The sequence below is a fragment of the Streptomyces noursei genome, assembly GCF_016917755.1.
Lineage (GTDB): Bacteria > Actinomycetota > Actinomycetes > Streptomycetales > Streptomycetaceae > Streptomyces > Streptomyces yunnanensis.
In genome coordinates this window covers 1843965-1867335 of sequence record NZ_CP070326.1, presented here as the reverse complement: position 1 = coordinate 1867335, position 23371 = coordinate 1843965, and the positions used below count along the sequence as shown (strand labels likewise).

General features: G+C 72.6%; 21 protein-coding genes. 11 read left to right on the top strand and 10 right to left on the bottom strand.

Annotated features, from left to right (window positions below):
- Positions 1–73 precede the first annotated feature (73 nt).
- The 3 genes from JNO44_RS08040 (at position 74) to JNO44_RS08030 (ending at position 4430) form a co-directional block, all read left to right on the top strand.
- Positions 74–916: an FAD binding domain-containing protein gene (locus JNO44_RS08040; RefSeq protein ID WP_205362561.1), complete on the top strand. Its 843-nt coding sequence runs from the start codon at positions 74–76 to the stop codon at positions 914–916.
- Positions 913–3711 carry a molybdopterin-dependent oxidoreductase gene (locus tag JNO44_RS08035; protein WP_205362559.1) on the top strand — a complete coding sequence of 933 codons (2799 nt, stop codon included), beginning with the start codon at positions 913–915 and terminating at the stop codon, positions 3709–3711. Before JNO44_RS08040 ends, JNO44_RS08035 begins: the two co-directional genes overlap by 4 nt.
- Before the next feature lie 203 nt (positions 3712–3914).
- Entirely contained in the window at positions 3915–4430 is a 516-nt protein-coding gene (locus tag JNO44_RS08030) for a molybdopterin-dependent oxidoreductase (protein ID WP_205362558.1), read from the top strand.
- A 15-nt stretch (positions 4431–4445) separates the two neighbouring features.
- On the opposite strand, the gene JNO44_RS08025 is transcribed toward JNO44_RS08030, so the two are convergent.
- Entirely contained in the window at positions 4446–4871 is a 426-nt protein-coding gene (locus JNO44_RS08025) for a TOBE domain-containing protein (RefSeq protein WP_205362557.1), read from the bottom strand.
- 253 nt (positions 4872–5124) lie between these two features.
- On the opposite strand from JNO44_RS08025, the gene JNO44_RS08020 reads away from it, so the two are divergent.
- The 3 genes from JNO44_RS08020 to JNO44_RS08010 all read left to right on the top strand — a co-directional run bounded on the left by JNO44_RS08020 (position 5125) and on the right by JNO44_RS08010 (position 8589).
- The gene (locus tag JNO44_RS08020) at positions 5125–5520 is read left to right on the top strand and encodes a TOBE domain-containing protein (RefSeq protein WP_067354702.1); all 396 of its coding nucleotides are present in this window, start codon (positions 5125–5127) and stop codon (positions 5518–5520) included.
- Positions 5521–5702: 182 nt separating this feature from the next.
- Positions 5703–6500: a molybdate ABC transporter substrate-binding protein gene (gene modA, locus JNO44_RS08015; RefSeq protein WP_205362556.1), complete on the top strand. Its 798-nt coding sequence runs from the start codon at positions 5703–5705 to the stop codon at positions 6498–6500.
- A gap of 133 nt (positions 6501–6633) precedes the next feature.
- Positions 6634–8589 carry an ABC transporter permease gene (locus JNO44_RS08010; RefSeq protein WP_205362555.1) on the top strand — a complete coding sequence of 652 codons (1956 nt, stop codon included), beginning with the start codon at positions 6634–6636 and terminating at the stop codon, positions 8587–8589.
- Between the two features lie 36 nt (positions 8590–8625).
- Here JNO44_RS08010 and JNO44_RS08005 read toward each other — a convergent pair whose 3' ends face one another.
- The 8 genes from JNO44_RS08005 to JNO44_RS07970 all read right to left on the bottom strand — a co-directional run bounded on the left by JNO44_RS08005 (position 8626) and on the right by JNO44_RS07970 (position 15319).
- Positions 8626–9072: a nitroreductase family deazaflavin-dependent oxidoreductase gene (locus JNO44_RS08005; RefSeq protein ID WP_205362549.1), complete on the bottom strand. Its 447-nt coding sequence runs from the start codon at positions 9070–9072 to the stop codon at positions 8626–8628.
- Between the two features lie 134 nt (positions 9073–9206).
- Entirely contained in the window at positions 9207–10661 is a 1455-nt protein-coding gene (locus JNO44_RS08000) for a SulP family inorganic anion transporter (protein WP_205362547.1), read from the bottom strand.
- A 16-nt stretch (positions 10662–10677) separates the two neighbouring features.
- The gene (locus JNO44_RS07995; protein ID WP_039638438.1) at positions 10678–11280 is read right to left on the bottom strand and encodes a carbonic anhydrase; all 603 of its coding nucleotides are present in this window, start codon (positions 11278–11280) and stop codon (positions 10678–10680) included.
- A 105-nt stretch (positions 11281–11385) separates the two neighbouring features.
- Positions 11386–11802, bottom strand: coding sequence for a hypothetical protein (locus tag JNO44_RS07990; protein WP_205362546.1), 417 nt, complete (start codon positions 11800–11802; stop codon positions 11386–11388).
- 236 nt (positions 11803–12038) lie between these two features.
- Positions 12039–13268, bottom strand: a complete 1230-nt coding sequence (locus JNO44_RS07985; protein ID WP_205362545.1) for an MFS transporter — start codon at positions 13266–13268, stop codon at positions 12039–12041.
- Positions 13265–13822: a glycine-rich domain-containing protein gene (locus JNO44_RS07980; protein ID WP_205362544.1), complete on the bottom strand. Its 558-nt coding sequence runs from the start codon at positions 13820–13822 to the stop codon at positions 13265–13267. Before JNO44_RS07980 ends, JNO44_RS07985 begins: the two co-directional genes overlap by 4 nt.
- Positions 13819–15060, bottom strand: coding sequence for a phenylacetate--CoA ligase family protein (locus JNO44_RS07975; protein ID WP_205362543.1), 1242 nt, complete (start codon positions 15058–15060; stop codon positions 13819–13821). Before JNO44_RS07975 ends, JNO44_RS07980 begins: the two co-directional genes overlap by 4 nt.
- Before the next feature lie 121 nt (positions 15061–15181).
- Positions 15182–15319 carry a hypothetical protein gene (locus tag JNO44_RS07970; protein WP_205362542.1) on the bottom strand — a complete coding sequence of 46 codons (138 nt, stop codon included), beginning with the start codon at positions 15317–15319 and terminating at the stop codon, positions 15182–15184.
- 383 nt (positions 15320–15702) lie between these two features.
- Here JNO44_RS07970 and JNO44_RS07965 point away from each other — a divergent pair, with 383 nt between their 5' ends.
- Positions 15703–17439 (top strand): hydrogenase maturation protein, encoded by a 1737-nt coding sequence (locus tag JNO44_RS07965; RefSeq protein ID WP_205362541.1) that lies wholly within the window; start codon positions 15703–15705, stop codon positions 17437–17439.
- 86 nt (positions 17440–17525) lie between these two features.
- On the opposite strand, the gene JNO44_RS07960 is transcribed toward JNO44_RS07965, so the two are convergent.
- Positions 17526–17921, bottom strand: a complete 396-nt coding sequence (locus tag JNO44_RS07960) for a winged helix-turn-helix domain-containing protein (protein WP_240167480.1) — start codon at positions 17919–17921, stop codon at positions 17526–17528.
- An 889-nt stretch (positions 17922–18810) separates the two neighbouring features.
- On the opposite strand from JNO44_RS07960, the gene JNO44_RS07955 reads away from it, so the two are divergent.
- The 4 genes from JNO44_RS07955 to JNO44_RS07940 all read left to right on the top strand — a co-directional run bounded on the left by JNO44_RS07955 (position 18811) and on the right by JNO44_RS07940 (position 23370).
- A complete protein-coding gene (locus tag JNO44_RS07955; RefSeq protein WP_240167479.1) occupies positions 18811–19665 on the top strand; it encodes an MFS transporter in 855 nt (284 codons plus the stop codon).
- Between the two features lie 222 nt (positions 19666–19887).
- Positions 19888–20844 carry a hypothetical protein gene (locus JNO44_RS07950; protein WP_205362538.1) on the top strand — a complete coding sequence of 319 codons (957 nt, stop codon included), beginning with the start codon at positions 19888–19890 and terminating at the stop codon, positions 20842–20844.
- Between the two features lie 162 nt (positions 20845–21006).
- Entirely contained in the window at positions 21007–22458 is a 1452-nt protein-coding gene (locus JNO44_RS07945; protein ID WP_205369510.1) for an amino acid permease, read from the top strand.
- 33 nt (positions 22459–22491) lie between these two features.
- On the top strand, positions 22492–23370 hold the full coding sequence (locus JNO44_RS07940) for a GNAT family N-acetyltransferase (protein WP_205362537.1): 879 nt from the start codon (positions 22492–22494) through the stop codon (positions 23368–23370).
- Position 23371: the final 1 nt, after the last annotated feature.

The following is a 23371-nucleotide window of genomic DNA, read 5'->3' as shown; positions in this document are numbered from 1 at the left end:
TGCGGGCGTTGGTGTGTTTTCCGTGCTGCGGACCAGTCGTGCACGGGGCCGCCGCGTTGCTTCACTCGGCGGCATGGACCTGAACACCGTGCTGGAGGTGCGCGACGCCCGGCAGCTCGCTGCCTGGCGCACCGGCGATGCCTGGCTGGGCGGCGGCACCTACCTCTTCTCCGAACCCCAGCCGCACCTCCGCCGTCTGGTGGACCTGAGCCGGATGGGCTGGGAGCCGGTCGCCCAACTCCCGGACGGCTCCCTGGAGATCGCCGCCACCTGCACCATCGCCCAGCTCTCCCGCTTCGCCGCCCGCTTCCCGGCGCCGGCCGCGCCCCTCTTCGAACAGTGCTGCCGCGCCTTCCTGGCGTCGTTCAAGATCTGGAACATGGCGACGGTGGGCGGCAACCTCTGCAACGGCCTGCCCGCCGGACCGATGATCTCGCTGACCGCCGCCCTCGACGGCAGCGCTCTGCTCCAGGCCCAGGACGGCTCGCGGCGCCGCACCAAGGTCGCCGACTTCATCACCGGCGCCGGCCGCAAGGACCTCGGCGAGGGCGAACTCCTGCGCTCGGTCACCCTGCCGGCCCGCGCGCTGACCTGCCGGACCGCGTTCCGTCAGGTCTCCCTCTACGGGCTCGGCCGCTCCGGCGCCCTGGTCATCGGCGCCCTCGACCCGCTGGACGGCTCGCTGGCGATCACCGTCACCGCCGCCACCGTCCGCCCGGTCCGCCTGTGGTTCCCCACCCCGCCCGGCGCCGCCGTGCTGCGCGGCACCCTCGACGCCGCCGTCGCCGGACCCGAGTGGTTCGACGACATCCACGGCCTGCCCGCCTGGCGGCGGCACATGGCGCTGCGCCTGGCGGAAGAGGTCCGCGCCGAACTCGCCCCCCGCCCGTCGTCCCCCGAGGAGGCCGCCCGATGAGCGACGCCGTCCACGTCAACGGCCAGCCCTTCGACGCCGAACCGCGTCCCGGCCAGTGCCTGCGCACCTATCTGCGGGACCGCGGCTGGTTCGGGGTGAAGAAGGGCTGCGACGCGGGGGACTGCGGGGCCTGCACCGTCCACGTCGACGGGGAACCGGTGCACAGCTGCCTCTACCCGGCCGTCCGCGCCGCCGGCCGCCGGGTCACCACCGTCGAGGGCCTGGCGGAGCCGGACGGTGAACTCCACCCCGTCCAGCGCCGGTTCCTCGCCGCCCAGGGCTTCCAGTGCGGCTTCTGCACCGCCGGTTTCCTGATGACCACCGCCACCCTGAAGGACGACCAACTTGCCGATCTCCCCCGGGCGTTGAAGGGAAACCTCTGCCGCTGCACCGGCTACCGGGCCATCGAGGACGCGATCCGCGGCGTCACCCACGTCGAGGAGCCCCGCCCCGGGGAGTCGGTCGGCCGCAACCTCGGCGCCCCCGCCGGCCCGCAGGTGGTCACCGGCACCGCCCGCTACACCTTCGACATCGAGGTCGAGGGGCTGCTGCACATGAAGCTGCTGCGCTCCCCGCACCCGCACGCCCGGATCGTCTCCATCGACACCGGCGACGCGCTGCGCGTCCCCGGCGTCCGCCTCGTCCTCACCCACCACGACGCCCCCGAGCGGCTGTTCTCCTCCGCCCGCCACGAGCACCCCACCGAGGACCCCGACGACACCCGGGTACTGGACGACACGGTCCGCTTCGTCGGCCAGCGGGTGGCCGCCGTGGTCGCCGACACCGAGGGCGCCGCCGAGGAGGGCTGCCGTCGGATCGCGGTGGAGTACGAGGTGCTGCCGCACGTCCTGGACCCGGAGGAGGCGATGCGGCCCGGCGCGCCGGTGGTCCACGCCAAGGACGCCGCGGACTGCCGGATCTCCCGCCCGGAGAACAACGTCGTCGGCGAGGTGCACGGCGAGATCGGCAGCGTCCAACAGGGCTTCGCCGAGGCCGATCTGGTCTACGAGGAGACCTTCCGCACCCAGCGGGTACAGCACGCCAGCCTGGAGACCCACGGGGCCCTCGCGTACTTCGAGGAGAAGGAGGACGGCACCGGCGAACGGATCGTGGTCCGCTCCAGCACCCAGGTCCCGTTCCTGACCCGGCGCGCCCTGTGCGCCCTCTACGACCTGCCGCAGGACGCGGTCCGGGTGGTCGCGGGCCGGGTCGGCGGTGGCTTCGGCGGCAAGCAGGAGATGCTCACCGAGGACATCGTGGTGCTCGCCGCGCGGCGGCTGCACCGGCCGGTGAAGCTGGAGTTCACCCGCGCCGAGCAGTTCTTCGGCGCCACCACCCGGCACCCCTTCACCATCGGCATCAAGGCCGGTGCCCGGCGGGACGGCACCCTGACGGCCCTCCAACTGCGGGTGGTCTCCAACACCGGTGCGTACGGCAACCACGGCCCGGCGGTGATGTTCCACAGCGTCGGCGAGTCGATGGCCGTCTACCGCGCCCCGCACAAGAAGGTCGACGCCTACTCCGTCTACACCCACTGCGTCCCGGCCGGCGCCTTCCGCGGCTACGGACTGGGCCAGGTCACCTTCGCCGTGGAATCGACCATGGACGAACTGGCCCGCCGCCTCGGCATCGATCCGCTGGTCTTCCGGGAACGCAACATCATCGGCCCTGGCGAGCACATGACCAGCCCCGGCGGCGAGGAGGAGGACCTGCAGATCGCCAGCTACGGCCTGGACCAGTGCCTGAAGGTCGTCCGTGACGCGATCGCCGGGGACCGCAGCGCCGCCGACGCCCCCGAGGGCTGGCTGGTCGGCCAGGGCACCGCGATGTCGATGATCGCCACCGGCCCGCCCGGCGGGCACTACGCCGACGCCACGGTGACCCTGCTGGAGGACGGCACCTACGACATCGCCGTCGGCACCGCCGAGTTCGGCAACGGCACCACCACCGTCCACAAGCAGATCACCGCCGGCGCGCTCGGCACCACCGTCGACCGGATCGTCATCCGCCAGTCCGACACCGACGTCGTCCGGCACGACACCGGCGCGTTCGGCTCGGCCGGCACCGTCGTGGCCGGCAAGGCCGTGATGCGCGCGGCCAACGGCCTGGCCGAGAAGCTCCTCACGTTCGCCGCCGAATACGCCCGGACCCCGCGCAGCCAGTGCCAGTTGCTGGCCGACGCCGTGGAGTGCGCCGGGCGGACGGTCTCGCTCAAGGAACTGCATCAGGCCGCGCGCGAGCGGGACGTGGCGCTGACGGCGGCCGGGCACTGGGGCGGCTCCCCGCGCTCGGTGGCCTTCAACGCCCAGTGGTTCCGGGTCGCCGTCGATCCCGACACCGGTGAGATCAAGATCCTGCGCAGCGTCCACGCGGCCGACGCCGGCAAGGTGATGAACCCGATGCAGTGCCGCGGCCAGGTCGAGGGCGGGGTCGCCCAGGCGCTCGGCGCCACCCTCTTCGAACAGGTCCTGGTCGATGCCGCCGGCAAGGTCCTCACCCCCGCGTTCCGCCGCTACCGGCTCCCCGCCTACGCCGACGTCCCGCGCACCGAGGTGCACTTCATGGAGACGTCGGACGCCATCGGGCCGCTGGGCGCGAAGTCGATGAGCGAGAGCCCGTTCAACCCGGTGGCACCCGCCTTCGGCAACGCGCTGCGCGACGCCACCGGGGTGCGCTTCACCGAAGTGCCGTTCCTCCGGGACAAGGTCTGGCTGGCCCTGGCGGAACACCGCACGGCGAACGAGGAGGAGGGCTGGTCGGCCCGGGCGCACCCCGGGCGGGAGGGCTCGGTCTGACGGCGACCCGGCCGCCGATGCTGCGGGGCGGCAGGTCCGGGCGGGACAGGGTGCCGACCCGGACCTGCGGCCCTCTTGCCCCCATTCGCCTCACTTACGCAAGGGAAACATCCGTAGTCGGGTGGCATATGTGGTTGAGCCAGGAGCCGCGGGGGCATCACTGGGAGGCAGCCGCCGCGCGCATCCTCTCCAGGGGGACACCCATGAGCCGACTCAGTCCGCCGCCCGGCCCCACCGCCGTCCGCGGCGCGCCCACCGACGGCCCGCCCGCCGCCCGGCGCTTCCTGATCAGCGGGCAGCTGCACCACCCGCTCGCGCTGACCGTCGCCGACCTCCGCACGCGCTGGCCCCAGCGGCACGCCCCGGTGGTCTTCGACTGCGCCGCCAACGGGCCGCAGCACCACACCTTCGACGGGCCGCTGCTGCGGGACGTCCTGGACGCGGCGGGCCCCGCCTTCGACGCCCGGCGGCGCAAGGACCGCTCCCGCTTCCTGCTGACCGTCACCGGCGGGGACGGCCATCACACCGTGCTGTCCTGGGCGGAGATCGACGCCGACTTCGGTGACGCCCCGATCCTGCTGGCCACGGCCATGGACGGGCAGCCGCTGGACGCCGCGGGCTGCCAGCTGGTGGTGCCCTCCGACCGCTGCGGCGCGCGCTACATCAGCGCCATCACCGGCATCTGGGTGGGCGCCTGCCCGGCACCCGACGGACCCTAGCTGGGGCCTGTCCGGTCAGCGGTCGGCGACGGCCAGCGCGACCTCGGTGGACTTGATCAGCGCGGTCACCTCGGAGCCGGCGGTCAGCCCCAGGTCCGCCGCCGCGTCCTTGGTGATCGCGGCGGTCAGCTCCCCGCCCGCCACGGCCACCTTGACCCCGGCCATCGCCCCGCCCGTCGCCACGTCGACGACGGTGCCCGGGAGCCGGTTGCGGATGCTCAGCCCGTCGACCGCACCGGTGGCCAGGGCCACCTCGGTGGACTTCACCAGTGCGCGCACCGCCGAACCGACCGTGATCCCGAGGTCGTCGACGGCTTCCACGGTGATCGCGGCGGTGAGCGTCTGCCCGCCGGACAGCCGCACCGTGACGGTCGACATCACCTCCCCGGCCGTGAGGGCGAGAACCGTGCCGGGGAGCTGGTTGCGGATGCTCAGGCTCATGGGCGATCCCGTCGTAAATCGGCGTGTGGAGGTGAATTTCGGGACATTCTCCCTCGACTCCTCGCACTGTAATCGCGTTCACCCGGGGATTCCTCGTGGGATGCGGTCCGCCAGGTGCACCGCCGGCCCGCGGCGGCCGACTTCCGGTGGCCGGAATACGCGCTTGTCCCTTCCTCTAATGCACCTTGCATCTGCTAGAGGGAAGAGCCAAAAGGATTGTAAATGCGAGGTAGCACCTCATATCTTGTCGCACATGCAGTCCTACACAATCGGCCAGGCGGCGCGTCTGCTGGGCGTCAGCCCGGACACCGCCCGCCGGTGGGCGGACGCCGGACGGGTCGCGACCCACCGCGACGACAGCGGCCGTCGCCTCATCGACGGCCGGGACCTGGCCGCCTTCTCCATCGAGGTGGGCCAGACTCCCGGCGGCGAGGAGGACGACACCTACACCTCCGTCCGCAACGCCTTCCCGGGCATCGTCACCGCCGTCAAACTCGGCGATGTCGCCGCCCAGGTCGAGATCCAGGCCGGCCCACACCGTCTGGTCTCCCTGCTCACCCGCGAAGCGGTGGAGGAACTCGGGCTGGAAGTCGGCATGCAGGCCGTCGCACGGGTGAAATCCACCAGCGTGCACATCGACCGGACCTGAGCACCCGCACCCTCACCCGGCGGTCCGCCCCCACGTCCCCCGCGGACCGGCCGCCCACCCAGCGGCGTCGCCCTTCCCCAAGCTCTCGAACGTCCTGGAGCAGGGGAGACCCCACTCGGCGCGGCTTTGTCCCTCTCCGCTCGGGCGACCGCCTCGCCCCGCGTACCAAGGAGTTCCGCACCATGTCCCCGTTCCACACCGGGCGCCGCGCCGCCGCCGCGATCGTCACCGCCGCCCTCCTCGTCCCGCTCGCCGCCTGCTCCGGCGGTGGCGACGACACCACCAAGAAGGACAACGGCGGCGGATCCGGCAGCACCACCAAGCTCACCGTGCTCGCCGCCGCCTCGCTCACCAACGTCTTCCAGAAGGCCAGCGCCGTCTACGAGAAGGAGCACCCGGGCACCAAGGTCACCTTCTCCTTCGCCGGCTCCCAGGAGCTCGCCGCCCAGGTCAAGCAGGGTGCCCCCGCCGACGCCCTGGTCACCGCCGACACCAAGACCATGGACGGGCTCAAGGCGGACACCGGCGCCCCCACCATCATCGCCAAGAACCGCCTGGTCATCGCCACCGGCAAGGGCAACCCCAAGAAGGTCGGCGCCCTCAAGGACCTCGCCGACAGCAAGCTGAAGGTGGTGCTGGCCGCCCCCGAGGTCCCGGTCGGCCGCTACAGCAAGAAGGTCCTGGACGCCCAGAGGCTGACCGTCAAGCCGGTCTCGCAGGAGCCCAACGTCCGCGCCGTCCTCAGCAAGGTGGAACTCGGCGAGGCGGACGCCGGCATCGTCTACAAGACGGACGCCGCCACCGCGCCCACCAAGGTCGACGCCGTCGACATCCCCGACGCCCAGAACGCCGTGGCCTCCTACCCTGCCGCGACCCTCAAGACCTCCCAGCACGCCGCCGCGGCCGCCGCGTTCGTGAAGTGGCTGAGCACCCCCGAGGCGCAGAAGCTCCTCCAGGACGCGGGCTTCCAGAAGCCGTGACCACGTGCGGGGTGGGGACTGTCCGGCTCGGGGGAGCGGACAGCCCCCGCCCCGCCGCCGTAGCCCCGGCCGTGCCCGCGGCCGTCCGCCGGACGGCCCGGGCCCGCCGCCCGCCCCGATCCCAGGACTCCCGATGAGCCGCCCCCGCACCCCCGCCGCCCTGGCCGTCCCCGCGCTGCTGGCCGTCGCGTTCCTGCTGATGCCGCTGCTCGGCATCCTCGGCCGCACCAGCTGGGGTGACCTGGGCACCCATCTGACCACCCCGGGGGTGCTCGAAGCGCTCCGGCTGTCGCTGCTGGTGTCGTGCTGGGCGCTGGGCCTGTCGCTGCTGCTGGGCGTCCCGCTGGCCTGGCTGCTGGCCCGGGTCGACTTCCCCGGCAAGGTGCTGGTCCGCTCGCTGGTGCTGCTGCCGATGGTGCTGCCGCCGACCGTCGGCGGTGTCGCCCTGCTGCTCGGCTTCGGTCGCCGCGGGCTCCTCGGCCCCTGGCTGGAGGACACCTTCGGTGTCGTGCTGCCGTTCCACACCTCGGGCGCGGTGGTCGCGGCCACCTTCGTCGCGATGCCCTTCCTGGTCATCAGCCTGGAGGGCACCCTCGCCGGACTCCGCCCCCGCTACGAGGAGACCGCGGCCTCCCTCGGCGCCTCGCCGCTCCGGGTCTTCTGCACCGTCACCCTGCCCATGGTCGCCCCCGGACTGGCCGCCGGCGCCGCGCTGACCTGGGCCCGGGCGCTCGGCGAATTCGGCGCGACGATCACCTTCGCCGGCAACCTGCCCGGCACCACCCAGACCCTCCCGCTCCAGGTCTATCTGCTGCTCCAGGACTCCCCGGAGGCCGCCACCTCGGTCTCCCTGCTGCTGCTCGTCATCGCCATGGCCGTCCTGGTGTGCCTGCGCGGGCGGTGGACGGGCGCGCCCCCGGACCACACCGGCCGCGCGGTCAGGTCCATCGGTGAACCGGCCGATGCCGACGGCGGTGCCGTGGGCGGCGGCGCCGAGGCCGGCCCGACCACCGGGCACCCGGAGCCGGCCGCACCGCAGTCGTCCCCCGGGGGACGCTGGCCGCTGCACGCCGAGGTCACTGGCTTCACGGAGCTCACCCTGGAGGCCGACCCGGGCACCACCATCGCCGTCGTCGGTCCCAACGGAGCCGGCAAGACCACCCTGTTGCGCGCCCTGCTCGGGCTCACCCCGCGCGCCCGCGCCGTGCTGCACCTGGGGGAGAGCGACGCCACCGCCCTGCCCCCGCACCGCCGCGGGGTCGCCTGGGTCCCGCAGGACGGGGCGCTCTTCCCACACCTGACGGCGCTGGCCAACACCGCCTACGGACTGCGCGCCCAGGGCGTCCGGCGGGCCGAGGCCCGGCGCACCGCACAGCACTGGCTCGACCGGCTCGGCGTCGGCGCGCTCGCCCACCGCAGGCCCGCCCAGCTCTCCGGCGGTCAGGCCCAACGCGTCGCGCTGGCCCGCGCGCTCGCCGCCCGGCCGCGCCTGCTGCTGCTCGACGAACCGCTCGCCGCCCTCGACCAGACCACCCGGGCGCACGTCCGGCACACCCTGCGCGGCCATCTCGCCGACTTCGGCGGGGTCTGCCTGATCGTCACCCACGATCCCGTCGAGGCGGTCTCGCTGGCCGACCGCGTCCTCGTCCTCGACGGGGGGCGCGCGCTCCAGGACGCCCCGCCCGCCGAGGTCGCCCGTCATCCGCGCTCGCCCTGGGTGGCCCGGATGCTGGGCCGCAACGCCTGGCCCGGCACCGCGGACGGCGACGGGCTGGCACTCGTTGGAGGCGGCCGCCTGGTCGTCGCCGACCGGCTCCCCGAGGGCACCCGGGCGCTGGCGGTGATCGCCCCCGAGGCGGTCTCGGTGCACCTGGAGAAGCCCGCGGGCAGTCCGCGCAACGTCTGGCCCGGCACCGTACGGGAGATCACCGCCGCGGGCAGCCGGTTGCGGGTGCTCGTCACCTCGCCGGAGGCACCCGACCTCGTCGCCGAGATCACCCCGGCGGCTGCCCTGGAACTCGGGCTCGCCGACGGCGCCGCCGTCTGGACCAGCGTCAAGGCCACCGAGGTGACGCCGATCCAGCTCTGACGGAGCGTCAGAGTGACGGTGTCCGCGGGCCGTTCGTCAGTGCGGGGCGGCTGCCGGCTCCAGCACGAAGACCGGGATCCGGCGGTCCGTCTTGCGCTGGTAGTCGGCGTAGTCGGGGAACGCCTCGACCGCCCGCGCCCACCACAGCGCCTTCTCCTCGCCGGTGACCTCACGGGCCGTCATGTCCCGGCGGACCGGGCCGTCCTGGAGCTCCACGCGCGGATCGGCGCGCACATTGTGGTACCAGACGGGATTGCGGGGTGCGCCGCCCAACGAGGCCACCGCCGCGTACACCCCCTCGTGCTCGACCCGCATCAGCGGGCTCTTGCGGAGCTTGCCGGACGTGGCGCCGCGCGATGTCAGCACGATCACCGGCAGGCCGCGGAGCGTGGTGCCCTGTGTGCCGCCGGATCCCTCGTACAACTCGACCTGCTCGCGGACCCACGGGGTCGGGCTCGGTTCGTACTCTCCCTGCAGGGGCATGCCGTCCGCCCTCTCGTCGAAGACTGCTGGTCCTGGAAGACTCCTGGTCTTCGGAGAACGGCGGAGCCGGCCCGATCATTCCGGCTCCGCCGCATTCCCCGCTCAGCCCCGGCGCCCGACGCCGGCCCACCGGGTCAGGAGACCAGCTCCACCGCCCGGCTGCGGCTGCGACGGTGCTGCTCGGCCCAGTTCTCCAGCGCCGCCTGGCAGGCGTGGTCGACATGGCGCAGTCCGCTCAGGTCGAGCTCCACATCCCGGTCGGCGGGCAGCGCCTCCAACTGGTCGAGCAGCTTGGGCAACCGCAGGAAGGTGGCGTTGCCGACCGCCCGGACCTTGACCGGACCGGGGACGCTGGGGATGTGGACCTCCAGATGCGCCTGGGAGGTCTCCCACGCGGTCTTGGCCACCGCCAACAGCAGACCGATCAGCACGCCCTCGAACATGTTCACCGTCACGATGGCGAGCGCGGTGACGCACAGCACCACCGCCTCGCCGCGGTGCGCCCGCCACAGCGGCCGCAGCTCCCGCAGCGGGATCAGCTTCCAGCCCGCGTGCACCAGCACACCGGCCAGCGCGGCGATCGGCACCACGCCCAGCGCCGCCGGGAAGGCCGCCGCGAACAGCAGCAGCCACACCCCGTGCAGCACCCGGGACGCCTTGGTCCGGGCCCCGGCCTGGACGTTGGCGGCACTGCGCACGATCACCGCCGTCATCGGCAGCGCGCCGAGCACCCCGCACAGCGTGTTGCCGGCGCCCTGGGCCATCAGCTCCCGGTCGTAGTCGGTCCGTGCACCGTCGTGCAGCCGGTCCACCGCCGCCGCGCTGAACAGCGACTCCGCGGACGCGATCAGCGCGAACGCCAGTACCGTGCCCAGCACGCCGAGCTCGGTCAGTCGGCCGATGTCGGCCAGCCCGGGCGGCTGGATCGCGTCCAGCAACCCGCTCACCTCGACCCGGGCGACCGGCAGGTCCAGCACCCAGACCGAGGTGGTGGCCAGCGCGACCGCCGCCAGCGGGGCCGGCAGCACCCGCGCCGCGCGCCGCCACCGCGGCCACAGCACCAGGACCGCGATGGTGCCCGCCCCGATGGCGAGCGCCGTGAGCCCGGTGCCGGACCGCGCGGTGTCCATCACCAGCCGCGGCAGCGACCCGATGTTGGCCAGGCCGCTGCCCGGCGCCTTGGCGTCCATCAGGGCGTAGAGCTGTCCGGCGATCAGGACCAGTCCGATACCGGCCAGCATGCCCTGCACCACGGCGACCGAAATCGCCCGGAACCAGCGCCCCAACTTCAGGGCGCCCATGGCCAGTTGGAGTATGCCGGCGGCCAGCACCAGGGCGCCCAGCGCGCCCAGGCCGTATTCCTTGACCGCTTCGAATACCAGCACCGTCAGGCCGGCGGCCGGGCCGCTCACCTGGAGGCTGCTGCCGGGCAGCAGCCCGGTGACCAGCCCGCCGACGATGCCGGTGACCAGCCCCAGTTCGGCCGGTACGCCGGAGGCCACCGCCACCCCGACACACAGCGGGACGGCGACGAGGAAGACCACGAGGGAGGCGGTGAAGTCCGCCCGGAGGAAAGGGAATCGCTTCATCACGTGCAGCTCGCCTTCACAGGGGGAGGAACGCGTCGGCGGCCGGCTGGTGCACGGACACCGATCCGGTGTGCACCTCGTAGAACCAGCCGTGCAGCCGCACCTCGCCGGCGTCCAGCCGCTCCCGCACACACGGGTAGCCGCCCAGTCGGACCAGCTGTTGGCACACATGGCGCTGCACGGCCGTGGTGACGGCCGGCCCGTCGTCGCCGGGGAGTTCGTCGGAGAGTTGGAGCGTCAGCCAGTCGCGGACCGACGGTGCGCCGGTCAGGTCCTCGCCGCGGGCCCGGGCGCCCACCGCGCCACAGTGCGAGTGGCCGCAGACGATGACGTCGGCGACGCGCAGGACCCGCATCGCGTATTCGATGGTGGCGGCCTCCGAGCTGGCCGCCATGCCTTCCTGGTAGACGGGCACGGCGTTGCCGGCCGTGCGGAGTTCGAAGAGTTCGCCGGGTCGGGCCCCCGTGATCAGGGACGGGACGACCCGGGAGTCGGAGCAGGTGATGAACAGGGCGAGGGGGGACTGGCCCGCCGCCAGCCGGCCGTAGGACTCCTGTTCTTCGCGCTGCGCGGCTATACGGGCGGTCAGGCCCCGGGCGTGCTGAATGAAGGTCTCCACGAGGAGGTCTCCTGCTGAAAGGTGATGCCACTGTGGGGATGGCGAGGACGTACGGCACTCGGACGGCGGGGCGCGGCGCGGGGCCGTCGCCCGCCGCGGGGCCGATCAGCAGCGGAAGACGCAGTGGAGAAGCGGGAGTCGGGTCGGTCTGGGCGAGGCCGGTGCGCTGTCGGTGGCCGGATTGTGCCCCGTCGCGGTTCCCTCGCCGGCGGTGCCGGTGAGCTGTGGCGGCAGCGGTCGCCGGGTGGGCGCGCTCTCTTCCGCGGCCGGCGTCAGCCGCCGCGGGCGGCTGCGTTCGGTCTCGCGCTTGGAGTGCTTCTCCTCCTCGGAGTCGGTGCTCGCGGCGGCCGGTGCGCCGGGTTTGCCGGGCGCGCAGACGGCCGGGCGCGCGGGCTTGGCCGCGTACGCCGGTGCCGCCGCGCCGAGCAGGAAGGTCAGGACGACGGTGAGAGCGGTCAGCGGGAGACGGCACAGGGCCGGTATCCGGGGGCGTCGCCCCGGTATGCCGGTGTCCTTGCGCATCGTCGTCCTCCGCATCGCCCCGTGTCGTCGGGGGCCGTTGGGTCGTTCGGCAGGTGTGGGGCGGCCGCGCGCACGCGGCGCGGCCGGCCGCTGCTGGGCACGGTCCTGGTCGTCCGGGAGCGGTTCCGGTCGGGTGCGCTTCGCGCCGACCGCGGGTGTCCGAAACCGCGCTCCCATAGTTCAGCATCCAGGTTTCGAGTATGAAAACGAGAAATGACGCCATGTTGCGTGATTTCTCAGGGACAACGGGCGCCGCCGTCTCCCCGTGCGGCCAGTACGGCCACAGGCACCACGGCCGCCGCGAGCACCCCGCAGACCAGCGCCAGCACCGGGAATCCGCTCGTGGCCAGCAGCGGTCCGGAGGCCATCCCGCCGGTCGCGCCGGCCAGCGCGATCCCGACGTCCACCAGTCCCTGGGACGCGGCACGGCGGGCCGGCGGCAGCGCCTCGGTGACCAGTGCGGTACCGCTGACCAGCCCGAAGTTCCAGCCGACGCCCAGCAGTACCAGCGCCACGGTGAGTCCGGGCACCGAGTGCGGCGGGGCGAGGGCGGCGAGCAGCCCGGCGGCCAGCAGCGTCACCCCGGACGCCACGGCGACCCGGTGCGGCCCGGCCCGGTCGACCCACCGCCCGGTGAGCGGCGACGGCAGGAACATCGCCCCGACGTGCAGCGCGATGACCAGCCCGGCCGTCTCGGTGCCGTGGCCGTGCGCGCGCAGATGCACCGGGGTCATGGTCATCAACGCGATCATCACCAGCTGGGTCAGCAGCATCACCGCGGTGCCGGCCGCCAGGCCGCGGCGTTGCCCGGCGGTCGGGCCGGAGCCCGCGGGGGAGGCCGTACGGTCGTCCGGCGGGCCGTCCGCGCGCCGTTCGGGCGGCAGCGGTTCGGGCCGCAGCAGGCAGGCCAGGACCGCCGCCGCGGCCCCGAACGCGGCGGCCAGCAGGAACGGCCCGGCGAGCCGGGGCACTCCCCAGGCCAGCGCCAGATCCCCGGTCACCGTCACCAGGTTGGGGCCGGCCACCGCGCCGAGCGTGGTGGCGAACAGCACCGTGCTCACCGCGCGCCCGCGCCGGTCCGGCGGCGCCAGTTCGGCTCCCGCATAGCGCGCCATCAGGTTGGTCGCGGTGCCCGCCCCGTACACCAGTAGGGACGGGAAGAGCAGCAGGACGCTGTTCAGGGCGGCGGCGGCCACCACCCCCAGACTGCCGAGCACCCCGGCCCCGTACCCCAGCACGAGCCCGGGTCGGCGCCCCCAGCGCTGGGAGAGCCGGCCGATGGCCACGGCACCCAGCGCCGATCCCGCGGTGAACAGGGCACTGGGCACCCCGGCCAGCCCGGTCGAGCCGAGCATGTCCTCGGCGAGCAGTGCACCGACCGTGATCCCGGCCGCCAGGCCCGCCCCGCTGAGCACTTGGGAGAACACCAGGACGGCCAGCAGCCGGCGCGGCGCGGCACCGTTCATGCGGCCAGCGGCTCCAGCGCCGCGATCTCCGCCAGCGGCATCCCCATCGTCTGGTGCAGGAAGCGGACGATGGTCCAGTGCGGCAGCGCGTCCTCGTCGAACGGGCCGAACTCCCGGCAGTACAACGGGATCCAGCGCAGCGCCTCTTCGAGCGCCTGCGCCCGCCCCGGCTCCTGCTGGTACGCCTCGTAGCCGATGCTGCGGTGCTCGATGAAGAAGCCTCCCGGGAGCCGTTCCTCGCACAGGGCGCGGTACTCGCGGGTCTGCAGGATGAGGTAGTGCCAGATCTCGTCGATGTCCTGCTCGACGGGCAGGAACAGCCCGCCGAGCCGGTCGCGGTGGCGGGAGACGAGATAGAGGTAGCGCAGGCACTCGGTGATCTGGCGCGCCACGAACTCCCGTGGGGCGCCGGTCTTCTCCTCGAAGTGCGCGAGGACTTCGGCGTGCAGCGGTGCGCCGAGCAGGTCCCGCAGGTCCTCCTCGGATATCAACCGGTGCGGGGCGGCCGTGGCGGGTGCGGTGGCCGCGGACGCCGGCGCGGTCCGGTGGGTCATGCTTCTCCTCTCGCCAGCCAGGAGTACTTCCCGGACCGGCCGATGGGGATGTGCGGACGGTGGTCGAGCCGGCAGTGCCGGCCGGTGAGTTCGGCGATGCTCCGCTCCAACGCGGTGGTCTCCGCCGGCCCCAGGGGCGCGCCGTGGAAGGTCGTATACGCCAGCCGGGCCTCGGTGGTGCCCACCAGGCGCAGCTGGTGGACGAAGATCTGCGCGGTCGCCTCGCCGATGCAGCGGTCCAGGTCGCCCTGGGCGATCTGGCCGTTGCGGGTCCGGAGCAACTCCTTCTGCCGGCCGCAGAACTGGGCGATCCTCCCCGGGTCGGGGGTGCCGTCGGTGGTGCGTACGCAGTCGCCCGAGCGGTACCGGATCAGCGGCATGTAGGGGTTGCGCACGCTGGAGACGACGAGGTGGTACAGGGTGCTGTCCGGGGCGACCGGGTGGAGTTCGACGCTCATCTTGTCCAGGTGCGGGCGGTAGTTGCCGCGGCGGTCGCTGGAGTAGAGGTAGCCGAGCTCGGTGCTGCCGAAGAGGTCGATGATCGGGCAGGCGAAGTGCTGGTGCAGGAAGCGCCGCACGTTCACCGGCGTGTACTCGTAGGCGTGGATGATGCTGGCGGGCGGCGGGAAGTCGTCCCACAGCCCCCATTCGCCGACTTTGCGGACCAGGTGGGCCAGGTGATAGCCGGAGCAGTCGAGGTGGTACCAGCCCTCCGGGTGCGCCTCTTGGGCGGTGCGTATCTCGGCGAGCATGCGGACCACGTCGTCACGGCTCCACAGCGCCGGGTCGAGCCGCAGGTTCACGTAGCACGTGCGGTCGTCGAGCCGGCGGTCGTCGAGGCCGGGAACGGGGTCGGGCGGGGTGCCGCGCTTGGCGGCGTTGACCCGGGCCACGTGCTCCGTGGCCAGCACGGTGGTCAGGGAGACGCGGCGGCAGCCGGCTTCCCAGGTCGCGGCGAGGTCGGGGTGTTCGCTCCACAGTTGGTAGTAGGAGCGCAGCAGGAAGTACGGGGGCCGGATGAGCTGCATCCGGGCGTGGTTGGTGCCGGTGGAGAGTACGAACTCGGCCTCGCCGGACTCCAGCGCGGCGGCCAGCCGGGGAGTCATCCAGTTGTCGGGGAAGCCGCGGGCGATCTCCGGCTTGTCGAGCACCGGGAAGTGGCCCTTCGCCAGTGACGCGCGGTAGATCGGGATGTCGCGGATCTGCTCGATGACCTCGGCGGTCGGCTGGCCTTCCATGGGGTCCCTCGGGTGTGTGCGCGGGCGGCGAGCCGCCCGGGGCGTGGGGTGCGTGCGCCCACCGGCGGGCCGGCGGCGGGGGAGTGGCCGCCGCCGGCCCGCCGGGGCGGTCGGTCCGGCGTCAGGAGATACAGCCGCGCTTGGGCGCGGCGCTGATGCAGCCGTTCTTCGCCGTCCGCGGTTCCGACCCGGCGGAGTTGGCGGCCACCCAGCTCTGCCAGACGTCGTCCTGGGCCATCTTCTTGATGAGCTGCTCCATGGGGACCTCCAAAGGTGTGGAAAGGGGGGGTGCGGCACCTGGCGGTGCGGTGATGACCTGCGCCGATGCCGATACCAAAGAAGGTAAAAGGCTTGCCAAGTGAATGTCAATGAAAGGTAATGCCGGGCTGCCTGGAAGGCATTTCGGCGCGCCAACTTTGGCGGGATCCCGCCGCGGTGACCGACGGCGGAACCATCTGATGTGCCGTCACCTCGCCGAGGGGACGGCACGGTGCGAGGGGCCGCCCGGCGGGCGGGGCCGCGGCGACGGGGCCCGGGGCCGGATGCGTTCGGGTGACCTCCTCGGCGGGACCGTCGCCGGCCCGTCGCGCGCGGGAACGATCACGACCGTCCACCGGTCCAGCCACCCCCAGGGAGCCCGCTGTGCGCATCCTGCTCCTCGCCGACGCCTTCAACAGCCTGACGCAGCGCGCCTACGCCGAACTCGCCGACCGCGGCCACCACCTCGGCGTCGAACTGGTCACCCGCGCCACACCACTGGCCGCGCTGGTGCCCCGGCATGCCCCCGACCTGATCGTCGCGCCGATGCTCACCGCGGTCGTCCCCCGCGAGGTCTGGTCCGCCTGGCCCTGCCTGATCGTGCACCCCGGTCCGCTCGGCGACCGCGGCCCGTCCTCGGTGGACTGGGCCGTCCAACAGGGCGCGGAGCGATGGGGCGTCACCGTCCTCCAGGCCGACGACGAGATGGACGGCGGCGCCATCTGGGCGACGGCCGACTGCCCGGTCCCGGACGTCGGCAAGAGCGACCTGTACCGCAACGAGATCGCCGACGCGGCGATCGAGGCGCTGCTGACCGCCGTCGCCCGCTTCGCCGTCGGCACCCACCGCCCGGAACCGCAGCACACCCTCCCCGCCGACCGGCTCCTCGGCCGCCCCCGGCCGCGGCTCCGCCAGGAGGACCGCCGCATCGACTGGGCCACGGCCCCCACCGAGACCGTGCTGCGCACCCTCCGGGCCGCCGACTCCCGCCCCGGCGTCCGGGACGAACTCCTCGGCGGGACCTGGTTCCTGCACGGCGGCCACCCCGAGGACACCCTCACCGGGCGCCCCGGCGCACTGCTCGCCACCCGCAACGGCGCGGTCTGCCGGGCCACCGCCGACGGCGCGGTGTGGATCCCCGAACTCCGCCCGGCCCGCACCCCGGGCGGGCCCGCTGCCGTCAAGCTGCCCGCCACCCTGGCGCTCGGCGACCGCCTCCCGCCGCTGTCCGAGATCCCCGCCCCCCTGGAGGCGGCCGACGGCGCCCCGCGCACCTGGAGCGACATCCGCTACCACGAGGACGGAGCGGCCGGATTCCTACGGTTCTCCTTCCCCGGCGGCGCGATGAGCACCGACCACTGCCGGCGACTGCTGGCCGCCTACCGCCACGCCTGCACCCGGCCCACCTCCGTCCTGGTCCTGGGCGGGCAGCGGGACTTCTTCTCCAACGGCATCCACCTCAACGTCATCGAGGCCGCCGCCGATCCCGCCGCGGAATCCTGGGCCAACATCAACGCCATCGACGACCTCGTCGAGGCCGTGCTGACCACCACCGACCGGCTGGTGGTCGCGGCCCTCGGCGGCAACGCGGCAGCCGGCGGCGCGATGCTGGCGCTCGCCGCCGACGAGGTCTGGTGCCGCTTCGCCGCCGTCCTCAATCCCCACTACCAGCTCATGGGGCTCCACGGCTCGGAATACTGGACGTACACCCTGCCGCGCAGGGCCGGCCCGGAAACCGCCGCGCACCTGATGGCCCGCGCCCTGCCGATCACCGCGGCGCACGGTCAGCGGCTCGGCCTGGTCGACCGGATCGTCGACTGCACCGCGCAGGAATTCGGCGACCGCACCGGACGGCTCGCCCGCCGGCTCGCCGATTCCCCCGGCATCCAGTCCCGGATCGCCGCCAAGAAGGCCCGCCGGGAAAGCGACGAGGCGCGGCGCCCGCTCGCCGCCCATCGCGACGACGAACTGGCCCGAATGCGGCGCACCTTCTTCGACCCGGACGCCCCCTATCACGCCCTGCGCCGCGCCTTCGTCCGCAAGGAAGGCCCCTGCGGCACCCCGGCGCATCTGAACGTCGGTGCCCCGGGGGCGAGCGCGATGCCGGGAGCCCATGGCTGACGGGGCGCCCCCAGCCGAACGGGCCGGCGGCCGTTGTCGTACGTCGGCCGCCGGCCCGTCCACCCGTACCGGCTACGCCGGCGGAGTCACGGCGTCGGCAGGTACTTGTAGCCGATGCCGAAGACGGTGGTGATCAGCTTCCGCCGCCCCGGGCCCAGCCGCCGGCGCAGCCGGGCGATGTGCACGTCCACCGTGCGGTCGCTGGACCGGCAGTCCGGCCAGACCGCGGCCATCAGCTGCTGCCGGGTGAAGGCCCGCCGCGGGTGCAGCACCAGGTGGGCCAGCAGGTCGAACTCCAGCCGGGGGATGTCGATCTGACGGCCGTCGATGGAGACGGTGCGCGCCGCGGTGTCGATCTGGACCGGGTCGGGCGCGAGCTCGCCGGCCGGCGGCTGCGCACCGGCGACCGGTACGGTCGGCTCGGCGCACGGCGGGGCGAGGATGATGTGCAGCTTGTCCGAGGTCAGTCGGTGAACCGACACGGGTTCCAAATCGTGCAAGGTGAGTTGCCACTTGCCGTCGGGGAGCCGGTCGACCGCCAAGGGTGGCCCTCCGCCGGGGCCGGCCTTTGCCGGCCGGCCGAAATCGGCATCCGGTCGCAACGCAAGGGGGGTCGTCGACGCGTTCATAAACATGATCTGGGCCCATTCCTCTTGCAAAGCAGGCGTGTTCGGACAGACATGGCGGTGCTCGGCGTGCGGCGTGCGGTACCGCTGTGCCGCGAACGCTGTACAGCCCGGTGAGAGGCCGGGCCGGTACACCGACACTCGTGATGCGGGTGCGCCCAACGGGCCAAACACCCTCCCGTCCCTGTTAGGGAGAGCGCTCGCGCCCGTGCCCGTACTCGGCCATGACGTGAACAACCGTCACGTCACCGGTCCGGACGAACGCTACATGTGATCGCGCGCTTCCGGATAGTAGCTTCCGCTAATTACGGTTGCTCTTGAGCCGATTTCATGTTTGGCGACCTTCCGGCCGGTCGGCGGTCCGCAGGGGCGGGTCGTTGGCCTCCTGGGAATCGTTTCCCGGTCCGGCGATTTCCTTACGCATTCCTTATGAAGCCTTCTGTCTCCGGTGTTGGGTGCGGTGTCGCCGTACCGCATCGGGAAGGGTAAGGGTTCTGCTGAATAAGGGCATTACATCAAGGTGGGGTCATGGACGCACACCTGGCCGGCCGGCCGCCCCGCACCTCCGCCCTGCCCGACAACACCCCGCCGCCGTCCGGGAGATGGCTGCCCCTCGTGGCGGCGTGCCTGGGCACCTTCCTGCTGCTGGTCTACGCGACGATCGTGACGGTCGCGCTGCCCCGTATGGCCGGCGATCTGGGCGCCGACTTCGGGGCCCTGCAGTGGATCACCGCCGGTCCGTGCCGTGGCGCTGTGGCTGGCTACCAAGGTGCCCGCCGACCGCGCCCGCAGCGCGGCCCGGATCGACTGGCCGGGAATCGTCGCCTTCAGCCTCGCCGCGACCGGCATCACCTTCGGCTTCATCCGCGGCGGCGAGGCCGGTTGGGGCGATGGCTCGACCCTGCTGGGATTCGGCCTCGGTGTGGTACTGCTGCTCGCCTTCGCCCTCGTGGAGCGCGCAGCGACCCGCCCCATGGTGCCGCTCGGGCTGTTCCGCAAGCCCGCCTTCAACGGTCTGCTGCTCGCCTCCGGCGCCTACTACCTCGGCGGGTTCGCCTTCCTGCCGGTGCTCTCCCTCTGGCTCCAGAACGGTACCGGGCTCAGCGCGTTCGCCACCTCCCTCGTCATCACCGTCCAGCCGGTGGCCTTCTTCGCCACCTCCGCGCTGGCCGGCGGCGCGCTGCACCGGATGCCCGCCCGGTGGAGCGTCGGCGGGGGAACCCTCCTGGTAGCGTCCGGGGACCTGCTGCTGCTCCTGGTCGCCCAACCCGGCGCGAACTGGCCGGTGTTGACGCCCGGGCTGATCGTCACCGGCGTGGGCGCCGGGCTGGTCTCGCCGGTCCTGCCGGCGCTCGCCATGGCCTCGGCGGATCCGGCCCACAGCGGTGTGGCCAGCGCGGCGTCCAACAGCGCCCGCCAGCTCGGACTGGCGCTGGGCATCGCCCTGTTGGGCACCGTCTTCCACCGCTCCGTACCGGGGACCGGGGACGGCGCCCCGCCGGTGGCGTACGCGGAGGGGCTGGGCGCGGTGTTCCTCGTCGCGGGTGCGGTAGCGGCGCTCGGCGGAGCGGTGGCATGGCTGGTCTGCGGGAAGGAGTGAATATGCCAATCAAAAGCTCCCGCGTGGTGGTGGTCCCCCTTTCAAACGCCTTGTGACGAAAAGGTGCGGAACCAGATATTCCAGACGACTGTTTTCGAAATGAGGAGGAAATGAGTAGGGTGTGGGCCGCTGCCGACTGACCAGCGGCGGCGGTCCAGCCGAATTCGGCATGGACGGAATGCGCGGGTGCCGCAAGGTACCCGCGTGGACCGGGAGGGGAACATGCCGGCCGGCTCTTTCGAGGGGCAGTACGTATGGAGTCCAGCAGCCGATGACCGGGCGCTGGCGCGAGCGTGTATGGATGTCCGGGCCGGGCGCTACCTGAGCGCTCATGAGGTACTGCGGGAGACCCGGCGGGATTTCGAGCTACGGGCCCACCGGTCACTGGTGCTGGCCTCCGAGGCGGCCGGTACCGACCTGGCCGAACGCTGGCTCGCCGAAGAACCGGGACCGGACGCCGCCCTGTTATGGGCGCGGGTGGCGATGCTCCGGACCCTGCGCATGGCCGACGCTGGCGACCGCCGGGCCGGCGCCCTGGAGCGGATAGCGCGCACCGCCTGCGAACGGGCCGCGAAACTGGCCCCCGAGGACCCCACCCCCTGGGTCGCCCGGCTCGCCCTGGCCCGCCTCGACCGCCCGCAGGACCCCGCCCCCCAGGGATTGTTGACCTCGCCCACCGGGCCCTGGTACCTCTTCGCGCACGTCCTCCGGCTCGACCCCTGGCACCGGGAGGCCCACCACCGCTTCCTGTCCTTCTTCTTCACCCGGTACGGCGGCTCGTCCAGCGCGAGCTGGGACGTCGCCGCCTTCCTCAGCCAGCGCGCCGCCTCCTCCTCGCCGCTCCGGCTGCTGCCCCTGGTGGCACTCGTCGAGGACTACAACCCCGACACGCCGCTGGCCGACCACACCTGGGAGCAGCCGCAGTGGATCACCGCCGCCACGGGCGTGCACCGCAACTGGTTCCCCACCGTGGCCGGATATCGCTTCACCCCGGTCGTCGATCTGGCGTATCTCGCCCACGCGCTGTTCATGGCGAAACACGAATTCGAGGCCCGCGAAGTCCTCACGGCCATGGGGCCGTATGCCTCCCGAATGCCCTGGAGCGCCTTCGGTGATCCCGAGGAGCAATTGACAAAAGCCCGGAGAGCGTGCGGACTTCCCGTCCCGCACGCTCTGTGACGTGCCGACCGTATACCTTCGCCGCACCACTCACCCCCCACTCGCAGAAAGGTTCCGGCAGTGCCCGAGCGTACGTCCTCCCCGACCCGCGTAAAAACCCGCTCGAAAACTCCGCAGGGCGTGGACCCCGCCGCCCTCGACGACGACGCGACCCTGCACGCCATGGGCTATCCGCGGAAACTCACCCGCAGGTTCCGCGCCTTTGACAATTTCGCCATCTCCTTCACCATCATCAACATCATTTCCGGCATCTTCTCCTCCTTCGGCTTCGGCCTGAACGCCGGCGGACCGCGGATCCTGATATTCGGCTGGATCGGCGTCTCCCTCATGGTGCTGTTCGTCGGAGCCGCCATGGGCGAGATCGCCTCCGCGTACCCGACCAGCGGCGCGCTCTACTTCTCGGCGGGCAAGCTCGCCAAGCGCCACCAGGGCGCCTGGTCCTGGTACACCGGCTGGCTCAACTTCGTCGGCCAGGTCGGCGGCACCGCCGCCACCAACTTCGCCGCCGCCACCTTCATCCAGGCGTTCATCGCCATGCAATGGCCGTCCTATCAGCCCACCGCACCGCAGACGGTCGGCATCACCGCGGCGATTTTGCTGGTGCAAGCGCTTGCGAACACCTACACCGTCCGACTGGTCGCCGTGCTCAACCGGATTTCCGTGTGGTGGCTGCTGATCGGCATGGTGGTCATCGTCGCCGCCCTCGCGCTGATTCCGACACACCATCAAGAGCCGTCCTTCGCCACCCACTTCGCCAACAACACCGGCTTCACCAACGCCATTTACGGCGGAATGCTCGGTCTGCTCGTCACCAGCTGGACGTTCACCGGCTTCGACGGCAGTTTCCACATGTCCGAAGAAACGGTGAAGGCCACCGTCAATGCCCCGCGCGGGATCATGCGGGCGATCACCTGCTCCGCGCTCACCGGACTGGTCCTCATGCTCGCTCTGGTGTACGCCATCCGCGACTATGGCCGGGCCGCGGCGGACGACGCCCCTCCGGTACGGATTCTCATCGACGCGCTCGGCGTGCACTCCGCGAAGTTGCTGCTGCTGATCGTCATCGGCGCCATGCTCTTCTGCGGACTCGCGAACATGACCAGCAACACCCGGCAGATCTTTGCCTTCTCCCGCGACGGCGCGATGCCCGGCTCCCGTTGGTGGCACTCGGTCTCCGACCGCACCCGCACCCCCGTCAAGGCCGTCTGGCTCGCCGCCGTCTGCTCGCTGCTCCTGGTCGTCCCCGGCTGGTGGTCGCACACCGCCTTCACCGCGGTCGTCAGCGTCAACGTGGTGGGCCTCTTCCTCTCCTACGGCGTGCCCATCTTCCTCCGGCTGCGGCTCGACGACTTCCAGGCCGGACCGTGGAACCTCGGCCGCTACGGCAAGCCCGTCGCCGCGATCGCCGTGATCTGGATCGCCCTCAGCAACCTCCTCTTCATGCTGCCGCAGCAGTACCCGGTCACCCCGGAGTCCTTCAACTACGCGCCGATCGCACTGGCGGTGGTCCTGGTGATCGCCACGGTCTGGTGGTTCGCCACCGCCCGCCGCCGCTTCCAGGGGCCGGTCAGCTACGGCAGCCCCGACGAGGTCGCGGCCATGGACCTGATCTGACCGAAGCCCCCCTCAGAAAGGGACGCACCCCCGATGCGACCGACCACCCGCACCGTCCCGGCCCACGACGGCGAACTCACCGTCACCGCGGCCCCGTTGGACCTCTGGCACGAGATCGTCGGCTGGACCGCCGACGAGGGCTGGAACCCGGGCGAGGGCGACATCAGCCACTTCCACCCCACCGACCCCGACGGCTTCTTCCTCGGCCGGCTCGGCGACCGCACCGTCTCGGCCCTCTCGATCGTCAACTACTCCGACGACTACGCCTTCTTGGGCTTCTACCTCGTCGCCCCCGGTCTCCGCGGTCAGGGCCTCGGCCTCGCCACCTGGCGCACCGCCTTCCCGCACGCCGGGGCCCGGACCGTCGGCCTGGACGCGGTCCCCGCCCAGCAGGCCACCTACCGTCGGGCCGGTTTCACCCCCGCCCACGACACCCTCCGCTACACCGGCCACCCCACCCCCGGCGCCCGGCCCTCCCCGGACACCCACCCGGTCACCGCCGCCCACCTCGATGCGATCGCCGCCTATGACCGCCGCTGTTTCCCCGCGGACCGGCGCGACTTCCTCGCCCGCTGGCTGACCGCCCCCGGCCACACCGCCCGGGTCCACCTCCGGGACGGCCGGGTCGCCGGCTACGGCGTGCTCCGCCCGGCCCACTCCGGCCACCGCATCGGCCCGCTCTTCGCCGACACCCCGGAGACCGCGGAGGCCCTCTTCGACGCCCTCACCGCCCACCTCGACCCCGCAGACGAGGTCAGCATCGACATCCCCGAACCCCGCACCCCCGCCCACACGTTGGCCGTCGCCCGCGGCCTGACCCCCCGTTCCCACACCGTCCGCATGTACACCGGCCCGGTCCCGTCCGCGGACGCCGCGCACACCTTCGGCGTCACCAGCCTCGAACTGGGCTGAC